At 58.8% G+C, this 17,942-nt stretch carries 19 protein-coding genes; 7 read left to right on the forward strand and 12 right to left on the reverse strand.

The window, feature by feature from the left end; all coding sequences use genetic code 11:
* Positions 1 to 37 precede the first annotated feature (37 nt).
* Positions 38 to 682: a hydrolase gene (locus tag QMK54_RS07365; protein ID WP_320402275.1), complete on the forward strand. Its 645-nt coding sequence runs from the start codon at positions 38 to 40 to the stop codon at positions 680 to 682.
* A gap of 135 nt (positions 683 to 817) precedes the next feature.
* On the opposite strand, the gene QMK54_RS07370 is transcribed toward QMK54_RS07365, so the two are convergent.
* Complete coding sequence (locus tag QMK54_RS07370; RefSeq protein ID WP_320402276.1) at positions 818 to 2,116, reverse strand: mechanosensitive ion channel family protein; 1,299 nt, start codon at positions 2,114 to 2,116, stop codon at positions 818 to 820.
* 192 nt (positions 2,117 to 2,308) lie between these two features.
* Here QMK54_RS07370 and QMK54_RS07375 point away from each other — a divergent pair, with 192 nt between their 5' ends.
* On the forward strand, positions 2,309 to 3,649 hold the full coding sequence (locus tag QMK54_RS07375; RefSeq protein ID WP_110660317.1) for a DEAD/DEAH box helicase: 1,341 nt from the start codon (positions 2,309 to 2,311) through the stop codon (positions 3,647 to 3,649).
* A 62-nt stretch (positions 3,650 to 3,711) separates the two neighbouring features.
* On the opposite strand, the gene QMK54_RS07380 is transcribed toward QMK54_RS07375, so the two are convergent.
* From QMK54_RS07380 to QMK54_RS07390, 3 genes are all read right to left on the reverse strand, one after another.
* Positions 3,712 to 3,987, reverse strand: a complete 276-nt coding sequence (locus tag QMK54_RS07380; RefSeq protein WP_110660316.1) for a hypothetical protein — start codon at positions 3,985 to 3,987, stop codon at positions 3,712 to 3,714.
* 185 nt (positions 3,988 to 4,172) lie between these two features.
* On the reverse strand, positions 4,173 to 4,955 hold the full coding sequence (locus QMK54_RS07385; RefSeq protein WP_223591343.1) for a class I SAM-dependent methyltransferase: 783 nt from the start codon (positions 4,953 to 4,955) through the stop codon (positions 4,173 to 4,175).
* Between the two features lie 370 nt (positions 4,956 to 5,325).
* A complete protein-coding gene (locus tag QMK54_RS07390; RefSeq protein WP_223591341.1) occupies positions 5,326 to 6,066 on the reverse strand; it encodes a DUF899 domain-containing protein in 741 nt (246 codons plus the stop codon).
* A 195-nt stretch (positions 6,067 to 6,261) separates the two neighbouring features.
* On the opposite strand from QMK54_RS07390, the gene QMK54_RS07395 reads away from it, so the two are divergent.
* Positions 6,262 to 6,654 carry a transcriptional regulator gene (locus tag QMK54_RS07395; protein WP_110663267.1) on the forward strand — a complete coding sequence of 131 codons (393 nt, stop codon included), beginning with the start codon at positions 6,262 to 6,264 and terminating at the stop codon, positions 6,652 to 6,654.
* Positions 6,655 to 6,776: 122 nt separating this feature from the next.
* Here QMK54_RS07395 and QMK54_RS07400 read toward each other — a convergent pair whose 3' ends face one another.
* The 3 genes from QMK54_RS07400 to QMK54_RS07410 all read right to left on the reverse strand — a co-directional run bounded on the left by QMK54_RS07400 (position 6,777) and on the right by QMK54_RS07410 (position 8,840).
* The gene (locus QMK54_RS07400) at positions 6,777 to 7,646 is read right to left on the reverse strand and encodes a DUF6279 family lipoprotein (protein WP_110661254.1); all 870 of its coding nucleotides are present in this window, start codon (positions 7,644 to 7,646) and stop codon (positions 6,777 to 6,779) included.
* Between the two features lie 77 nt (positions 7,647 to 7,723).
* The gene (locus tag QMK54_RS07405; protein WP_110661255.1) at positions 7,724 to 8,446 is read right to left on the reverse strand and encodes a TorF family putative porin; all 723 of its coding nucleotides are present in this window, start codon (positions 8,444 to 8,446) and stop codon (positions 7,724 to 7,726) included.
* A gap of 205 nt (positions 8,447 to 8,651) precedes the next feature.
* Positions 8,652 to 8,840, reverse strand: a complete 189-nt coding sequence (locus QMK54_RS07410) for a hypothetical protein (protein ID WP_015096330.1) — start codon at positions 8,838 to 8,840, stop codon at positions 8,652 to 8,654.
* 351 nt (positions 8,841 to 9,191) lie between these two features.
* Between QMK54_RS07410 and QMK54_RS07415 the strand changes: the two genes are divergently transcribed.
* Entirely contained in the window at positions 9,192 to 10,028 is an 837-nt protein-coding gene (locus QMK54_RS07415) for a S1 RNA-binding domain-containing protein (RefSeq protein ID WP_095944601.1), read from the forward strand.
* Between the two features lie 195 nt (positions 10,029 to 10,223).
* Entirely contained in the window at positions 10,224 to 11,156 is a 933-nt protein-coding gene (locus tag QMK54_RS07420) for a DMT family transporter (protein WP_110661257.1), read from the forward strand.
* Here QMK54_RS07420 and QMK54_RS07425 read toward each other — a convergent pair.
* Positions 11,101 to 12,282 carry an MFS transporter gene (locus tag QMK54_RS07425; RefSeq protein ID WP_223591337.1) on the reverse strand — a complete coding sequence of 394 codons (1,182 nt, stop codon included), beginning with the start codon at positions 12,280 to 12,282 and terminating at the stop codon, positions 11,101 to 11,103. The genes QMK54_RS07420 and QMK54_RS07425 overlap by 56 nt on opposite strands.
* Before the next feature lie 104 nt (positions 12,283 to 12,386).
* Between QMK54_RS07425 and ptrR the strand changes: the two genes are divergently transcribed.
* Together ptrR and QMK54_RS07435 are read left to right on the forward strand one after the other, a co-directional pair.
* A complete protein-coding gene (gene ptrR / locus QMK54_RS07430; RefSeq protein WP_110661259.1) occupies positions 12,387 to 13,280 on the forward strand; it encodes a putrescine utilization regulator PtrR in 894 nt (297 codons plus the stop codon).
* Positions 13,281 to 13,415: 135 nt separating this feature from the next.
* Entirely contained in the window at positions 13,416 to 13,544 is a 129-nt protein-coding gene (locus tag QMK54_RS07435; protein ID WP_007914492.1) for a PA1414 family protein, read from the forward strand.
* A gap of 193 nt (positions 13,545 to 13,737) precedes the next feature.
* Here the strand turns inward: QMK54_RS07435 and QMK54_RS07440 are convergent, their stop codons facing one another.
* From QMK54_RS07440 to QMK54_RS07455, 4 genes are all read right to left on the reverse strand, one after another.
* On the reverse strand, positions 13,738 to 13,989 hold the full coding sequence (locus QMK54_RS07440) for an acyl carrier protein (RefSeq protein ID WP_320402277.1): 252 nt from the start codon (positions 13,987 to 13,989) through the stop codon (positions 13,738 to 13,740).
* Between the two features lie 70 nt (positions 13,990 to 14,059).
* Positions 14,060 to 14,785 (reverse strand): MBL fold metallo-hydrolase, encoded by a 726-nt coding sequence (locus QMK54_RS07445; protein ID WP_320402278.1) that lies wholly within the window; start codon positions 14,783 to 14,785, stop codon positions 14,060 to 14,062.
* Positions 14,786 to 14,871: 86 nt separating this feature from the next.
* On the reverse strand, positions 14,872 to 16,251 hold the full coding sequence (locus tag QMK54_RS07450) for a sodium:solute symporter (RefSeq protein ID WP_110662588.1): 1,380 nt from the start codon (positions 16,249 to 16,251) through the stop codon (positions 14,872 to 14,874).
* Between the two features lie 172 nt (positions 16,252 to 16,423).
* Complete coding sequence (locus QMK54_RS07455) at positions 16,424 to 17,935, reverse strand: cytosine permease (RefSeq protein WP_320402279.1); 1,512 nt, start codon at positions 17,933 to 17,935, stop codon at positions 16,424 to 16,426.
* Between the last annotated feature and the right edge of the window lie 7 nt (positions 17,936 to 17,942).

Below are 17,942 nucleotides of genomic sequence, written 5' to 3' on the forward strand. Positions count from 1 at the left end.
GACCCATTCGAAGTATCGACATCAAAAGGAACGCGCCATGTCTATTCGTGAACTGCTCAACCCAACCAACTCCGCCCTGATCCTGATCGACCACCAGCCGCAAATGGCTTTCGGCGTGCAGTCGATCGATCGCCAGACCCTGAAAAACAACACCGTGGGCTTGGCCAAGGCTGCCAAGATCTTCAACGTGCCGACCATCTACACCTCGGTCGAAAGCGAAAGTTTCAGCGGCTACATCTGGCCTGAGTTGCTGGCAGTACACCCGGAGCAAAAGCCGATCGAGCGCACCTCGATGAACTCCTGGGAAGACAAGGCGCTGGTCGATGCCGTCATAGCCACCGGCCGCAAAAAGCTGGTCATTGCCGCACTGTGGACCGAGGTCTGCCTGACGTTCCCGGCGCTGGAAGCCCTGGCCGAGGGCTACGAGGTGTACATCGTCACCGACGCTTCCGGCGGCACCAGCAAGGAAGCCCACGACATGTCGGTACAACGGATGATTCAGGCCGGTGCGGTGCCGGTGACCTGGCAACAAGTGCTGCTCGAATACCAGCGCGACTGGGCGCACAAGGACACTTACGAGGCGGTGATGGAGCTGGTGCTGGAACACAGTGGCGCGTACGGCATGGGCGTGGATTACGCCTATACCATGGTGCACAAGGCCCCGCAGCGGCAGGTCAAGTAACCCGCAAATACATCAGTAACGATACGGTTCATGTGGGAGCGGGCTTGCTCGCGAAAACGGAGAGTCAGTCGACATCAAAGTTGAATGACCCACCGCATTCGCGAGCAAGCCCGCTCCCACATTTGTTTTTTGGTGTTACATCCTGCGCTTTTCGGCTTCGGGAAGGTGGCTCGCGCCCAGTACCGCCGGCAATATCCCCGCACGCAAATCCGTACCACTCGGCTGCTGATAAAGACTCAACCCAAACTCCGGCAGCACCGCCAGCAGGTAGTCGAAAATATCCCCCTGGATCCGCTCGTAATCGGCCCACGCCGTGGTGCGGGTAAAACAGTAGATCTCCAGTGGAATGCCCTGGGCCGTGGTCTGCATCTGGCGGACCATGCAGGTCATGTTCGGCTGGATCCCCGGATGACTCTTCAGGTAGGCCAGCGCATAGGCGCGGAACGTGCCGATATTGGTCATCCGGCGGCGGTTGGCCGACATGGCCGCGACGTTGCCCTGGGCTTCGTTCCAGGCCTTGAGTTCGGCCTGTTTGCGGCTCATGTAGTCGGTAAGCAGGTGCACCTGGGACAGCTTCTGTTCTTCTTCGTCTCGCAGAAAGCGTACGCCGCTGGCGTCGATGAACAGGCTGCGCTTGATCCGGCGCCCACCGGAAGCCTGCATGCCGCGCCAGTTCTTGAACGACTCGGACATCAGGCGCCAGGTCGGGATCGAGACGATGGTCTTGTCAAAGTTCTGCACCTTGACCGTGTGCAAGGTGATGTCCACTACATCGCCGTCGGCGCCCACCTGGGGCATCTCGATCCAGTCGCCGACCCGCAGCATGTCGTTGCTGGTCAATTGCACGCTGGCGACGAACGACAGCAGCGTGTCCTTGTAGACCAACAGGATGACCGCCGACATGGCACCCAGCCCCGACAGCAGCAACAGCGGCGAGCGGTCAATCAGGGTGGCGACGATGATGATCGCGCCAAACACATACAAGACCATTTTCGCCAGTTGCACATAGCCTTTGATCGAGCGGGTGCGGGCGTGCTCGGTGCGGGCGTAGATGTCCAGCAGGGCGTTGAGCAGGGCGCTGACCGCCAGCAGCAGAAACAGGAAGGTGAAGGACAGCGCGACGTTGCCGAGGAAGTTCAGGCTGGTTTTGCTCAGGTCCGGTACCAGATTGAGACCAAACTGGATCACCAGCGACGGCGTGATCTGCGCCAGGCGGTGGAACACTTTGTTCTGCAGGAAATCATTGACCCAGTGCAAGGCCGGTTGGCGGCCGAGCATTTTGGTTGCATGCAATATGAGGTAACGCGCCACCCGTCCGAGGAACAGCGCAATCGCCAACAGCAGCAACAGCGACAGGCTGGAGTGCACGAGCGGGTGCTGATCGAGGGCACCCCAAAGATCGAGGACGTTGGTCCAGAGCTGTTTGATATCCATGGTTAAAAACGATTCTTCTGTAGGGCGCGAGAGGCGATTAGAGCATTTAAGACGCTTTGTATTGCGTTTATGGAAAAAACAGGCAACAAAAAACCAACTGTTTACCGCCATTTGCATAAAGAAACTCGGCCTGAGCGCTCGAAACCGTTACCCTATGCAGCTGTTTTTTTGCATTTCTTCGAGGTAGCACCCGTGTTTTCCCAATTCGCCCTGCACGAACGCCTGCTCAAAGCCGTGGCCGAGCTGAAATTTGTCGAGCCAACGCCTGTGCAAGCCGCGGCCATCCCGCTGGCGCTCCAGGGGCGTGACCTGCGGGTGACGGCGCAAACCGGTAGCGGCAAAACCGCTGCATTCGTCTTGCCAATCCTTAACCGTCTGATCGGCCCGGCGAAAATCCGCGTCAGCATCAAGACCCTGATCCTGCTGCCGACCCGCGAGCTGGCTCAGCAGACCATCAAGGAAGTCGAGCGCTTCGCGCAGTTCACGTTCATCAAGTCCGGCCTGATCACCGGCGGTGAAGACTTCAAGGTCCAGGCTGCCATGCTGCGCAAGGTGCCGGACATCCTGATCGGTACGCCGGGCCGGATGATCGAGCAGTTGAACGCCGGCAACCTCGACCTCAAGGAAGTCGAAGTACTGGTGCTCGACGAAGCCGACCGCATGCTCGACATGGGCTTTGCCGAAGACGTGCAGCGCCTGGTGGACGAGTGCACCAACCGTCAGCAGACCATGCTGTTCTCCGCCACCACCGGCGGTTCTGGCCTGCGCGAGATGATCGCCAAGGTCCTGAACAACCCTGAGCATTTGCAGCTCAACGCGGTCAGCCAGCTGAACGACACTACCCGTCAGCAAATCATCACCGCTGACCACAACCAGCACAAAGAACAGATCGTCAACTGGCTGCTGGCCAACGAGACCTACCAGAAGGCTATCGTCTTCACCAACACCCGGGCCATGGCCGACCGTATCTACGGTCGCCTGGTGGCGCAGGAATACAAGGCGTTCGTGCTGCACGGCGAGAAAGACCAGAAGGATCGCAAACTGGCGATCGACCGCCTGAAGCAGGGCGGCGTGAAAATCCTCGTGGCCACCGACGTCGCCGCTCGCGGCCTGGATGTCGACGGCCTGGACCTGGTGATCAACTTCGATATGCCACGCAGCGGCGACGAATACGTGCACCGCATCGGTCGTACCGGCCGCGCCGGCAACGATGGCCTGGCCATCTCGCTGATCTGCCACGGCGACTGGAACCTGATGTCGAGCATCGAGCGCTACCTCAAGCAGAGCTTCGAACGCCGTACCATCAAGGAAGTCAAAGGCACTTACGGCGGACCGAAAAAGGTCAAGGCCTCGGGTAAAGCGGTCGGTGTGAAGAAGAAAAAGACCGACACCAAGGGCGACAAGAAGAAAACCGCCGCCAAGACCCCGACCAAGCGCAAGAGCGCCAACCGGCCGAAGAGCGATTCGCTGGTCAGCAAGGACGGCATGGCCCCGCTCAAGCGCCGCAAGCCGGAAGCGCCAGCGGCTGAGTAAGTCGTTGTAAAAGGCCCACGAAAAAACCGGACAGTGTCCGGTTTTTTTGTGCCTGGCGTTTATCAGCCTTCGGTTTTTTTCTCGGCCGACTGCAGCTCCTTCAAGCGCTGATCAATCAGCTGGCACTTGTCCGGCAGGTCCTTGGCGGCGGTGCCCAGATCCATCTTCTGCAATTCGTCGTTGATCTCCTTGGCCTTGGTCGGGTTCTGCTCGGTGAGCCTGGCCACTTGCTGTGCCAGTTGTTCGCGTTTGGCGGTGGCCTCTTCGGGCGTACAGGCCCAGGCGGGCAGGGCAAAGATGAGGGTGGCGGCGACAGTGAGCTTGAGTAGCGTATTCATAAGATGCCTCTGTTCCGGTAAGGAAAGCTATCCGGTTGAGGGGTTACGGCAGATAAAAGTTCACTCGGGTGGCGGCAGGTAGAGCTGTCGAGATGATTAACCCTTGCACAAAAACAGACAGACCCCATCTTTGTGCAGGGGCAAAGTAACAATAGGTAAATGGCTGGAGTTTATTCAAGCGTCGGCTATTTTACTGCGATGAATCCTCTTTCCATCGAGATATGTTTGTTTCCGTATTTATGAAAAAACGGAATAAGTCGTGCTGAACCACTACAGATTTTCTGTAGTAAATCGATGGGGCGTTGCGCCACGGAAGCGATCTCCCACTCCGCGCCTTTCAAGAATGGAACGCCATAGTGAAAGCTTTCGATCTTTGAGAACCCGATATCGCCCAATGTCTGTTCGATCAGCTCTTTGGAGTGTAAAACGTGTTTTGACCAGTTGTCAGGGCACCAGCTTTTCCACAGATGGGCACCAACAGCTTCCATGTTGGGCATGGAAAAAAGCAAAGTGCCATTATGTTTCAACGCAGAGAATGATTTTTCAAGTATGGGTTTTGGGTCAATGAAGTGCTCCAGTACGCCCCAGTGCACGACCGTGTCATATTGCTGGTCAGAAACCCAGTTACAGATATCGCCATGGATGAAATTTCCTGAGCATTGATGGACCTCAAACAACTCCTTGACGACCTTCAGGCCCTCATCCGAGAAATCGAGTGCCGTGACGTCTGCGCCCAACCATTTGTTCATGGCCAGGAGGCGTTTGTTTTCGCCTCCACCACCCATCTCCAGGACGCGAGTTCCCTCGATCGACCCAAGTCTGCCATGTATCAGTTTGGTGAAAAGACCATTTTTGCCGTAATAAAAGTCTGAATGACTCAGGAGCGAAAGCGAGGATTGCGCAGGTGACCACACACCATCCCAATAGCTTTCATCCGTGACACTATTGTTTCTCTGTTGTTGCGACACATATTCACCAAGTGGTTAATTAAATTCTGATGATTAGAATTTTTACTGGCGCGGAAAGTATCACTTTATTTCCTGAGTCGGTTGTATCTGTAACATACGGCTATACAAATATAAAGCAATTATTCCAGTATTTTTTTCGGAGTAATCCTACATCTAATACTCTCTAACCAGGGTAGTCGCCATATTCCAGGCCGCTGTATCAGATGTATACATATATAGCAGCAGTCGCCTGGAGTTGCCTTGGCTGGTCCTGTGATTTTGGCGACTTGGCGACTTCCGGGCAGATTGAGCCTCTTCGCGGGCAGCCTGGATTTTTGAACGGCTCAGATCCATTTTTAGCAAACGTGCCCGCGAAGTCAGCGACTCGGTCTCAAGGCTGGCCTCCATGGCAGCAGTTGGACTTGGCCTGTTCCTCATAACGATCGTGATGCCGCACCCACTCCATGATTTCGTCTTCGTTGCGGCCCTTGGGCGTCAGGTCGAGGTAGTTGTAGGCGCCGACCAGCATGTCCAGGCCACGGGCATAGGTGGAGTAGGTATGGAAAATTTCTCCCGCGTCATTGCGATAAAACACACTGAGACCGGGGAGCTCTTCCTCGGAGCCGTCGGTTTTTTCGTAGTTGTACGTAGCCTTTCCGGCGGCGACGTCTTCGGCCCGGGCGGTGACGCCAAAGTCGTAGTTGAAATCGCACCCTGCTGACGACACCCAGTCGAACTTCCAGCCCATGCGCCGTTTGAAGGCCTGGAATTCGGCGAGCGGTGCGTGGGAAACCGCTACCACGGCCACGTCGTGGTGGGCCAGGTGCTGGTTGGCGCCGTCGATGTGATCGCTGAGGTACGAGCAACCGGGGCAGCCCTCGTCCCAGCCCTCGGCGAACATGAAATGGTAGATGATCAACTGGCTGCGCCCGCCAAACAGGTCCGCCAGTTTCAGTTCGCCGTTGGCCCCCTGGAAGTGGTAGTCCTTGTCGATTTTCACCCAGGGCAAGGCGCGGCGTTCGGCGCTTAGTTTGTCTCTTTCCTTGGTGAAGGCTTTCTCGCGGGCCAGGTGCTGTTTGCGGGCGGCGAGCCATTCTTCCCGCGATACGACGGGATGGTTCTCAATGTTCATGTTGTTTTCTCCTGCGTGGGGCGGGGAGGTGACTTACAGAGCCTAGTCGTTTGGCTTGCATGGATTTCGACATGCCGCCGGTCGGTCGTCAGCAAAAAGCCCGGCTGAACGGCTGCCGGGAGTGCCGGTCACAACCTGTAAGGCCCGTTCAATTGCACGGGCATCAATCAAACGGGCACCGGAGGTTGAATCAGGATGACGACTTACAACTGGGACTTGATTGAGCGCTTGTTGCATGAGGCGCAAAACAGCGCGGGCCACAGTTTCACGCCGCGGCCTTACGCCGAACAGCATGCCGCGCAGAAGGCCGCGGAAGGCGAGTCGATTGAAAACCTTGATCACCTGAAAACGCTGGCTGGCGAGTACGAGAAGTTATTGCTGCAGCGTGGCTATATCGAGCCGAGACCGGAGGACGAAGGTGGCACGGGCGCCAATTACATTTTGACGGCGCGGGGTTCGCGTTTGTTGAGCCTGATCGACAGCAGTATTCCCGGTAATGATCACCCGCGGCAGGTACTGGACGAGCAGGAGGATGCGCTGGATGAGAAGACGTTCGATCATGTGGCGTCGAAGGCGCAGATTGCCTGACGCATTGATTCACCCTGTGGGAGCGGGCTTGCTCGCGAATGCGGTGTGTCAGACAACCTCTTCATTGACTGACACGCCCTCTTCGCGAGCAAGCCCGGTCCCACATTGGTTCTGCGTTGTCCTTAGCCTTGTTTTGCCGCTTTCAGGCACTTCAAGTCACTGAAGTCCTTCCTTACACCTTCGATTTTCTTCAGCAATCGTTCGCGCTGGTTCGGCGTGCTTTCAGCCATCAGGTCCACGAACAGTGAACGCGCCTGGGCTTCGGTGTTGGCGAAGGCTTGACGATAGGCAGGCGTCCACAAGCTTTCGCGATTGACCAGAAGTGTCTCGATTCGTTGTGGGAATTGTGGACTTTGGCGTTGCGCAACGGCTGCGCTGAACTGCTTCTGCCAATGGGCACGGTTGGCAATCCACTGGGTGTTCTGATCGCCCAAGGCGCCGGACCATGTGGTTACCCGTTGTCGTTGGGTGGTGCTCAGGGGGCCGAGCCAGTCGTTCAGGCGCTTTTCCATGCGATCGCCACGCTCCTTGACCTGCTGGTCGAGGGAGGGCTTGAGGTATACCTCCTGGCGTTTGCGCTGGTCCTTGGCAAAGGCTTCATTCATATCGGCGACTTGTTTGTCATCCAGCCCTTGCAGCAATTCGATGGCTGAAGGGGTGATTTCCCGCGCGGTCTCGGCGATCGCCTGTTCCGCTTCGTGGGCGCGGGCCTGCAAGGCGGCATCGCTGACCTGATTGGTGGCGATCATGGTTTGCAGACGGTCCAGCCACTCGAGGTAGCCGGGCAATTGGGTGGTGCAGTGCCAACTCAGGTGTTCCTTCAGGCGCTCGTCCAGCCAGCTTTTTTGCTCGCCGTTCATGTCCAGGTAGTCGCTGAGTGTCCACGGGATAATCACGTCGAGGTTGCGATAAGCCAGGCCCATGCGGCTGCACGCGCCGAGGGCGAGGGAAACGCTCAGCACAATGACGATATGTTTGAACCAGCGGGACATGGGCGAATCCTTGCGAAAACCAGTCTTCGGGGTCTGATTTACATGTGAACCCAGGAGGAGCCCGGCAGTTCAGCCGATCAATAAAACGCGTGTTCGGCCTTGAGCGTCACCAGTCCGTCGCATTGGCTGTTGTGCCCGGCATAGGCCGAGCAACCGCTGCCGCTCAGGCTGGAGTCACTGTAGATCAGGTCGAGGTCGATGCCCATGAACGGACGGGACAATTTCAGCGACCAATCGGTAAAACTGCCTACATATCCGCCATCCACCGCCACCGGTGTGTTGAATTGATGGCTGGTGTATTTCAGGCTGATGCCGACACCGAACGGTTGATTGCCGCTCAAATCGGCGAACAGGGTGTTGTTCTGTTTGTCCGGGTCATTGCTGAAGGCGATGCCGAAACGGCTGCCGAGCAAGGTCAGGCCGCCGAACAGTTCCTGGCTGTCGGGGGTCGTCACTTCGGGGTAGCTGTAGCGGATCAGGCCCACTTCGTAGCCGAGGCTTTGGTCGAAAGGCTGTTTAAAACCCATGTAGGAATCGATCTCGAGGTTTTTCCCCGGGCTGATACCCATGCTGGGCGACCATTGGCCCACGTAGAAACCGCTGTCGTGGCTCAGGTCCAGGCCACCGTGGAACGAGCCGACAGCCGAAGGTTTAACCAGCCCTTGGGCCATGCTGCGGGTGGGGGTGGTGCCGAGCTTGAGGTCGAAGTCCCCCAGTTCGCGCTGGAAGATCTGGGCGTGTGCTACAGAGCAGGCCAACAGGCTGCCGAGCAAGGCCGATAAGCAGGAAGGTTTGAACATGCGTCACTCCATGAACAGCGAGGGCAGGCTGGCAGGCCCGCTGGAACGCTTGATCCAGACGCGTGCAAGGATACCGGCGAATGATTGGCAGCGAAGGCCGTTCGTCGATTTTCACAGGATTTGAAAGAGTAGCGGGAAGATACGAGGGTTCCAGTCCAAGCGCTTCGAAGCTCAAAGCGCTTTGGGACCAGGTGACGCGAGGGGGTTACTTTTTGCCCAGGGTGATCTGCTTGGACGGGCCGAACGTCTGGCCGCTGACGCCTTTGGCAATTTGCTGGATTTCACCGCCGGACTTGAGGAACGCTGCGATCTGGCTGTTGATAGATTCGCTGGTTTCGACGGCTGGAGCTGGCTTTGCTTTGCTGGTGGATGCTTTTACGCGCATGGCGGCCATTAACCTGTAGAAAATTAACTTGGCCAGGCATCGTACAGGAATTACCTGATAATTGCTTGGCAAATATCCCCTCGGCATATTCTTGAGGGTGGGGTAATCAGGCATAGGCCAATATTCGAAATAGGCGTCTAAGCCGCTGTTTTAACTAAGAACATTGCCTGGAAAAATACCGCGTTACGCTTGCCTGGGTATGGCGTAAATGCCCGGATCGGTCTGACGAGCGGCCAGACGGGCGTTGAAAACCCCGGAAAAGTAAGGCCTTCAGAGGATTTTCGCGCGCCACCGGGCCGGGTGCCAAACGCGGCGCTTAAAACCGGGTAGAATGCCGCCCACGCAATGAGGGTATTGGACATGGCTTTAGTCGGGCGTTACAACAGTTTGCAAGTGGTTAAACACACTAACTTCGGTTTATATCTGGACGGTGGCGCGGATGGCGAAATCCTTCTGCCTAATCGTTATATTCCAAAAGATATTCCTAGCGAAGATGAAGACTGGCTCAACGTTTTTATTTATCTGGACAGCGATGACAAACTCATCGCAACTACCGAAAAACCGAAAGTTCAAGTCGGTGAATTCGCCAGTTTGAAAGTTGTTGAAGTCAACAGCATCGGCGTATTCCTGGACTGGGGTTTGCCGAAAGACCTGTTGCTGCCGTTCTCCGAAGAGAAGCGCCAGATGACGGCGGGCGAGTATGTGGTGGTGCACGTCTATCTCGACAAACACACCCGTCGCATCACGGCGACCGCGCGTCTGGATCGCTATCTGGACAAGACCCCGGCCAACTACACCGCGGGCCAGGAAGTGGATTTGCTGGTGGCCGAAGCCACGGACATGGGCTTCAAGGCCATCATCAACAACAAGCATTGGGGCCTGATCCACAAGAACGAAATCTTCAAGTTCATGCGCGCCGGTAAAGAGGAGAAGGGCTTCATCAAGGAAGTTCGCGCCGACGGCAAGATCAGCCTGAGCCTGCAACCGGTTGGTCAGGAAGCGGCCACCAGCCTGAACTCGAAGATCCTCGCCAAGTTGCGTGAAAACAACGGCAGCCTGGCGGTGAGCGACAAGAGCGATCCGGCGCTGATCAGCAGCCTGTTTGGTGTCAGCAAGGGCAACTTCAAGAAGGCTATCGGTGCGTTGTACAAGAATGGCCAGATTGTCATTCATGCCGATCGCATCGAACTTAGTTGATGCCCTGGCCGTACAGGGGGCCAGGATGGCGCTAGCAGAGAAGTAGAGGTCTCTGGCAGGCGGCATTTTCTGGCCTTCTGGTTAATAATCGACAACAGGATTTTTCGCCCCGGCGTTTTCTTTTCAACGAGAAGGCCAGGGCTTTGCTTTTACTGCCGAGTCTTTTGCCATGGATTGTGTCTTCGAGGTGTTCCGGTGAGCGCCACCCGGCGCAGTGCCGACGGGTTTGCCCTGCAGGTGATGATCGGGTTGTGCCTGGTCTGGGGCGTGCAGCAGGTGATGATCAAGTGGGCGGCGGCCGATATTGCGCCGGTGATGCAGGCGGCCGGACGTTCCGGTATGTCGGCGTTGCTGGTCGGGCTGCTGATCTGCTGGAAGGGTGGCTGGAATCAGGTGGGGACGACCTGGCGCGGCGGTCTGCTGGCCGGTGCCTTGTTCGGCCTGGAGTTCTTCTTCATTTCCGAAGGCCTGCAACTGACTACGGCGGCGCACATGTCGGTGTTCCTCTACACCGCGCCGATCTTCACCGCACTGGGTGTGCACTGGTTGTTGCCCAGTGAGCGTTTGCGACCCTTGCAATGGCTGGGCATTGCCCTGGCTTTTGTCGGGATTGCCATCGCGTTTGCCGGTGGGGTGTCCTGGGACAATCTTGATTACCGCATGTTGCTGGGCGATGCCCTGGGGGTGCTGGCGGGCGCGGCTTGGGGCGCGACCACGGTGGTGGTGCGCGCCTCGCGCCTGTCTGAAGCGCCGGTAACCCTGACGTTGTTCTATCAGTTGATTGTCGGTTTCTTCGGTTTATTGTTGATCGCGCTGCTCAGCGGCCAGATCAGCCATGTCAGCCTGACCACCGTGGCGGTGACCAGTGTGCTGTTTCAGGGTGTGGTCGTGTCGTTTTTCAGTTACCTGATCTGGTTCTGGCTGCTGCGCCGTTACCTGGCGGCCAACCTCGCGGTGTTTTCGTTCATGACGCCGTTGTTCGGCGTCACGTTCGGTGTGGTGCTGCTCGGCGAGGAACTGAGCCTGAACTTCGTCATCGGCGCAGTGCTGGTGTTGGCGGGCATCACTTTTGTCAGCGCCGAGCAGTGGTTGCGCCGTCGTTTGCGCAAAGCCCTCGGGCAGCACTGACCGGCGCGAACAACAGGGCGCCGGCGATCAGCAAGCCGCAGCCAGCGACCACCAGTGCCGGCTGCAGACCGCCACTGAAATGACTGCTCAACGCCGCCAGCAATGGCCCGCTGAGCTGGCCCACGGCGAAGCAGGCCGTCAGCAGTCCGGCATTGCGCTGGGTGGCGTGGGGCGCGAGTTCCCGGGAACGCTGCATCACCAGTTGCATGCAGGCCAGGAACGGCGTCCCACACAGGACCACACCCAGCGCCAGGCCCGGCCCATTGCCCAGCAGGCAGGCGAATACACCAGCGGCTTGCAGCCATAAGGTCGCCATCAGCCAGTGATGCGTAGCGCCGGGTTTTTGCCGACGCAGACTCACCAGCACCACGCCGATTGCCGCCGCCAGGCCAAAGCACGGCCAGAACAGGTCAGCCTGCCATTGGCCATGGAACTGCGCGTTGGCCATTTGCGACAGAAAGGTCGCCGGGATGATGTAGCCCAAACCGTACAAGGCATAGATCCAGCCCAGGCGACCGATGCCTTGGGCGCCCGACGCACTGGCGCTGGGCGCGGCGGTCGCGGTTGCGCCCGGTTGTGGCAGGAATGGCAGAATCGCCAACAGCATCGCCAGCGCCACGGCGGCGTATACCAGCCACAAGATAGCGGAAGTCTGGCCCAGCAGATTCGAGCCCAGGGCCAACAAACCGGTCAGAAAAATCCCCAAACCCGGTCCGGCGAAGACCAGGGCGCCAAGCCGGGGGCGCCCGGCCGCTGCCGCGAGCGGTTGGCTCAATGCGGTGATCATCACCAGCACCCAGGCGCTGGCCACCCCGGTACCGAAGCGCAGCAGCAGGTGCGACCAGAAGCCATTGGCCCAGAACGACGCCAGGGTCAGCAGCACGCAGAGCCACAACCCACCCAGCAGGCGCCGACGCACCTGCGCGGGCCGCCGGGAAAACATGGCGTCCACCGCACCGATGAAATAGCCGAGGTAGTTGGCGGCGGCAATCAGCCCGGCGGCGGTCAGGTCGATCTGGCCTTCGCTGAGCAGGTGTGGCAGTTGCGGTGTCAGGGCAAAACGACCGATACCCATGGCCATCATCAGGGCAACGAAACTGGCGGATAAGCGAATCAGGGGAGACATGGTCTGGATTCCGTCTGGAGGATCAATGACCGTCAGGCTAGGACTGATTGACTTTCTTTAAAAATGAATAATAGTGAGTAACTTGTTCTTTTTTGGAGAATGTCGTGGAGTTCAGCCAATTGCGCATCTTCCAGGCGGTGGCGGAAGAAGGGTCCATAACCCGTGCTGCCGAACGGCTGCATCGAGTGCCATCGAACCTGTCGACCCGGCTCAAGCAGCTGGAAGAACAACTGGGTGTCGAACTTTTCCTGCGAGAGCGTCAGCGCTTGCAGCTATCACCTGCGGGAAAAGTCTTGCTGGACTACACCGCCAAGCTGTTTGCCTTGCACGACGAAGCCAGCGCCGCGGTGCAGGGCGGGCAACCGGCGGGCGACTTCGTGCTTGGCACCATGTACAGCACGGCGGCGATTCACCTTCCGGGGCTTTTGGCGCGCTATCACCGCTTGTATCCGGCGGTGAACCTGCAGGTGCAGTCCGCCCCCAGTGGTGAATTGCTCGAAGGCCTGCTCACCGGTCGACTCGATGCGGCACTGGTGGATGGTCCTCTGGAACTGGCCGGGCTAGACGGTGTGCCCTTGTGTGAAGAGCGCCTGGTGCTGATCAGCGAAGCCGATCATCCGCCGGTGCGCAGCGCGCTGGATGTGCAAGGGCGCGCGGTGTTCACCTTTCGCCAGGGCTGTTCCTATCGCATGCGCCTGGAGGCCTGGTTCGCCCATGACCACGCGGCCATGGGCCGGGCGATGGAGATCGAGTCCTACCCGGGAATGCTGGCGTGTGTGATTGCCGGTTCCGGTGTAGCGTTGATGTCGGAGTCGATGCTCGCCAGCCTGCCGGGTCGTGAGAGTGTGGCGGTGCATCCGTTGGCCGAACCGTTTGCCAGCGCTACCACCTGGCTGATGTGGCGCAAGGGCATGGTCGGGGCCAACCTGAATGCCTGGATCGAGCAGCAACAGGTGGTTTTTCCGCTGGCACCGGTACAGACGCAGGAGATTGCCTGAACAAAGGCTGATTGTGATGGATTCAGTAACAGATCGTTGCCACTTTGCGCGAGCATTGCGTATGACTTCGGACTATTATCAGTGCGAAGGGGCTACAGAATTTTGGCCGCTCGGCACTACCCTGAAGGGGGCACCATGAAAGAGAAAATCCAAAACTGGCTGCATGACCTGGGCGTGGCTCTCGGTTTGATCGAACCGCCTCTGCAACCCGTGCCTATTCGTACTGACGACGAACAGCGTCGGCGTCAGCAGCGACGCCGGTAACAAAAGCTGCAAGCGGCTGGTGCGCAGGGCTTTTTGTGGCGAGGGGGCTTGCCCCCGTTCGGCTGCGAAGCAGTCGTAAAGTCAGTCAATGCGGTCTTTCTGATGTATCCCAATTGAATGTTCTGGGGCTGCTGCGCAGCCCAGCGGGGGCAAGCCCCCTCGCCACAGAACAGCGCGCTCGCCACTCACCGCCTCAGTACCGCCCGATCTCCAGCAAAAAACGGCTCAAATCATTCGCCGTCCTGACGGTCTTGAGCATCCGGTCTTCTTCCACGGTGAGCGCCGTTACACCCAGTTCATCTTCCAGATGGAAGATCAGCTCTTCGATATCTTTTTTATCCAATCCCAACTGCGCCAGGCTGGCGTTGTCGTCGAAGTCATCCTTGCCTTCCAGCAGGCGGCTGATGTAGCGATGTACCACAGCACGAAGGTCAGCTTCTTTCATGATCGTTCTTCGAGGAGGTGCGTGTAGGTCTCCCTGCCGGTGCAGGTCCTGCCGTTGAGTACAGCAGGCTTTAGCCGTGTGAGCGCTGCCATTCGTCAATCATGCTGCGCAAATGCTCCCCGGAAAAACTGCCGAAATGTCCGCCATGCACCGTACGGATCGGCAGCGCATGCAAGCGTTGCAGGCTGTGGGCGTAGTCATCGAGGTTGGAATGGTAGGCGTCTTCGATCAGTGGGCCGTCGTAGATGATATCGCCGCTGAACAAGGTCTCGGTGGCGGCTTCGTACAGGCAGATGCCGCCCGGCGAGTGTCCCGGTGTGTGCACCACCTGCAACACCCGATTGCCCAGGTCCAGCACATCCCCATCTTCGACAAACCCCGTGGCCGGTGCGGCCTTGACCCGGTACTCGGCGTAGCACAGCGGGCAATCGGGGTGCGCCTCGAACATGTCGTCGCCGACGAAGGCTTTGCTCAGGTCGTTGTCGCCATCCGGTGACGCGAGAATGTCCGCCTCGGCCGGATGCACGAGGCGCTCATTGAACTCGTGATGACCGGCGATGTGATCGAAATGACAGTGGCTGGCGACGGCCACCAGCGGACGTTCGGTGATCCACGGCAGTTGCTCGCGCAGACTGACCAGGCCCGAGCCACTGTCCAGCAGCAGGTCCTTGTCACGGCCCTGGATGTGCCAGAGATTGCAGCGGTAGAAAGGGCGGATGTACGGCTCGTGGATCAGGCGGATGCCGTCGCTGAAATGTTTTACCTCGAACCACTGATCGCAGCTGACGATCTTCATAAGCAGTTTCCTTCAGGCGAAAAAAAACGGGTGTGGCAACCGACGCCACACCCGTCGAAGAAAGCATCAAGTCGTTATGTCAAAGCTTAGGCAGCGCTGGCCACAGTCGTTGGACGAGGGGACAGCAGGCTGACCAGTACGAAGCTCACCAGGCCCACACCGAGGCTGTAGTAGATCGGGGTGTTGGCGTCCAGGCCATCCTTGAACATGAACAGCAGCGCGGTGGCGAAGCCCATGCCCATGCTGGCGATGGCGCCGGCGGTGGTGGCGCGTTTCCAGAAGATGGCGCCCATCAGCGGGATCAGCATGCCGCCCACCAACAGGTTGTAGGCCAGGGTCAGGGCGCTGATCACGTCGTTGACTACCAGTGCGATGCCGAGCACCACGATGCCGGTCAACAGGGTGAACAGGCGGTTCATGCCCAGGCTCGACTGTTTACCGCCGCGCAGCTTCGGCAGCAGGTCTTCGGTCAGGGTGGTGGCAGCGGCCAGCAGTCCGGCGCTGGCGGTGGACATCATGGCGGCCAGTGCGGCAGCGATCACCAGGCCACGGATACCGTCCGGCAGGGACAGTTTGACGATGGCGGCGAAGGCATTGTTGACGTTGTCCAGATCCGGGATCAGTACGTGTGCAGCCATGCCGATCAGGGCGCAGGCCAGGCCGTAGAGGATGCAGTAGATACCGGCAGCGGTACCGGCAACCTGAGCTACTTTGGCGGTCTTGACGGTGAACACCCGTTGCCAGATGTCCTGACCGATCAGGATGCCGAAGAAGTAGATCATGAAGTAGGTGATGATGGTGTCCCAGCCGATGGTCGTGAAGCTGAAGTTCGACGCCGGCAGTTTCAACACCAACTCATCCCAGCCGCCAACGCGGTACAGGCAGATCGGCAACAGGATGAACATCAGGCCAACGGTCTTGATGACGAACTGGACGATGTCGGTCAGGGTCAGCGACCACATGCCGCCGATGGCCGAGTAAATCACCACGACGCCGCCACCGAGCAGCACCGAGATCCAGAACGGCAGGCCGAACAGCACTTGCAGAACGGTGCCGATCGCCAGGATCGAAGTCACGCCGATCATCAGCGCGTAGGCCAGCATGATCACCGCGCTCGCGGAGCGGGCCATCGGGTTGTAGCGTTTTTCCAGCACCTGGGTAACGGTGTAGATCTTCAGTTTCAGCAGCGGTTTGGCGAGGAACAGGTTCAGCGCGACGATCCCGCAACCGAGGGCCGCGCACAGCCAGAAACCGGAGATGCCATGCACGTAGCCCAGACGCACGGTGCCCACGGTGGATGCGCCGCCCAGAACGGTGGCAGCCATGGTGCCCATGTACAGGCTTGGGCCGAGGTTACGACCGGCGACCAAAAAGTCTTCGTTGGTCTTGGCCTTGCGCATGCCGTAGTAGCCGAGTATCAGCATCGCGGCGGCGTAGATGAGTACGACGAATAAATCCAAAGCCATTATGGCGTGTCTCCGATTGTCTTTTTTATGTGAGGCTGAAAATCAATTCCTGTGGGAGCGTGGCTTGCCCGCGAAGGGAGCGCCGCGGTCCACTAGGCAGACCGCGTTATCGTTCATCGCGGGCAAGCCACGCTCCCACAGGTAATGTGTTGACCACAGGTAATGCGTTTAATCAGGCAACTTGACGCATCGCCGGTTTTGCGAGCGAATCCGTGCTCTTGCTGCGAGGGTCGTTCGGGCCGAACACTTCGCGCGGTTCCGGGAACAGGCTCAGCAGCGCCAGGTACACCAGCGAGGCCAGGCCCAGGGTCACCGGCAGGCTGATGTCGATACCACCGGCCATTTCGCCCAGTGGACCGACAAACTGACCCGGCAGGTTGACGAAGCACAGGCCGACGGCCGCACTCGGGATCCAGGCGCCCAGGCCACGCCAGTTCCAGCCGTGGGTGAACCAGTAGCGGCCACCTTTCTCGCCACGGGTGAACACTTGCAGGTCATCCGGGCAGTAGAAGCCGCGACGCACCAGCAGGCCGATGATCATGATCACCATCCATGGGGTGGTGCAGGTGATGATCAGCACGGCGAAGGTCGACACGCTCTGCACCAGGTTGGCCGCGAAGCGCCCGATGAAGATGAAGGCAATCGACATCACACCGATCAGCAGCGTCGCCTTGACCCGCGACAGCACCCGAGGGAACACGCTGGACATGTCCAGGCCGGTGCCGTAGAGCGAGGTAGTGCCAGTGGACATGCCACCGATCACGGCGATCAGGCACACCGGCAGGAAGAACCAGCTCGGCGATACCGCCAGCAGGCCGCCGACATAGTTGTTGGCCGCGATGTAGTCCGGCGCCTTGACCGCTACGATGGTGGCGGTGACGAGGCCGAACAGGAACGGGATGAACGTTGCGATCTGCGAAATCACCACCGCCGCCATGATGCGGCGCTTGGAGGTGTCACGCGGAATGTAGCGCGACCAGTCGCCGAGGAATGCACCGAAAGAAATCGGGTTGCTCATCGCCACCAGTGCGGCGCCAATGAATGCGGCCCAGAAACCGGGCTGGCCCATGTTGACGGTACCGGCGTAGTTCGCATCGAAAGGACCGGCGAAGGCGAAGATGCCCAGCAGGAACAACAGGCTGGCGCTCCACACCGCGATCTTGTTGACCCACAGCAGGAAGCGGAAGCCATAGATGCACACGGTCAGTACCAGGATCGCGAACAGACCGTAGGCCAGGCCCAGGGTCAGGTCGGTTTCCGGCAGGCCGATCAGGCGTTTGGCGCCACCGATCAGCGCATCCCCTGAACTCCACACCGAGAGCGAGAAGAAGGCGATGGCGGTCAACAGCGACAGGAACGAACCGACGATCCGCCCGTGCACGCCGAAGTGCGCACCGGAAGACACGGCGTTGTTGGTGCCGTTGATCGGGCCGAACAGGCCCATTGGCGCGAGGATCAGCGAACCCAGCAATACGCCCAGCACAATCGCCCAGACGCCCGCCTGGAAAGACAGGCCGAACAGTACCGGGAAACTGCCGAGGACGGCGGTTGCAAAGGTGTTGGAACCACCGAAGATCATCCGGAACAAGTCCGTCGGGCCTGCGGTGCGTTCGTTGTCCGGGATCTGTTCGACCCCGTGGGTTTCAATTTGCGTAAGGCTTTGGTCGTTGTTGTTGTTATTCATGATCAGC

The sequence above is a fragment of the Pseudomonas sp. P5_109 genome, assembly GCF_034009455.1.
GTDB lineage: Bacteria > Pseudomonadota > Gammaproteobacteria > Pseudomonadales > Pseudomonadaceae > Aquipseudomonas.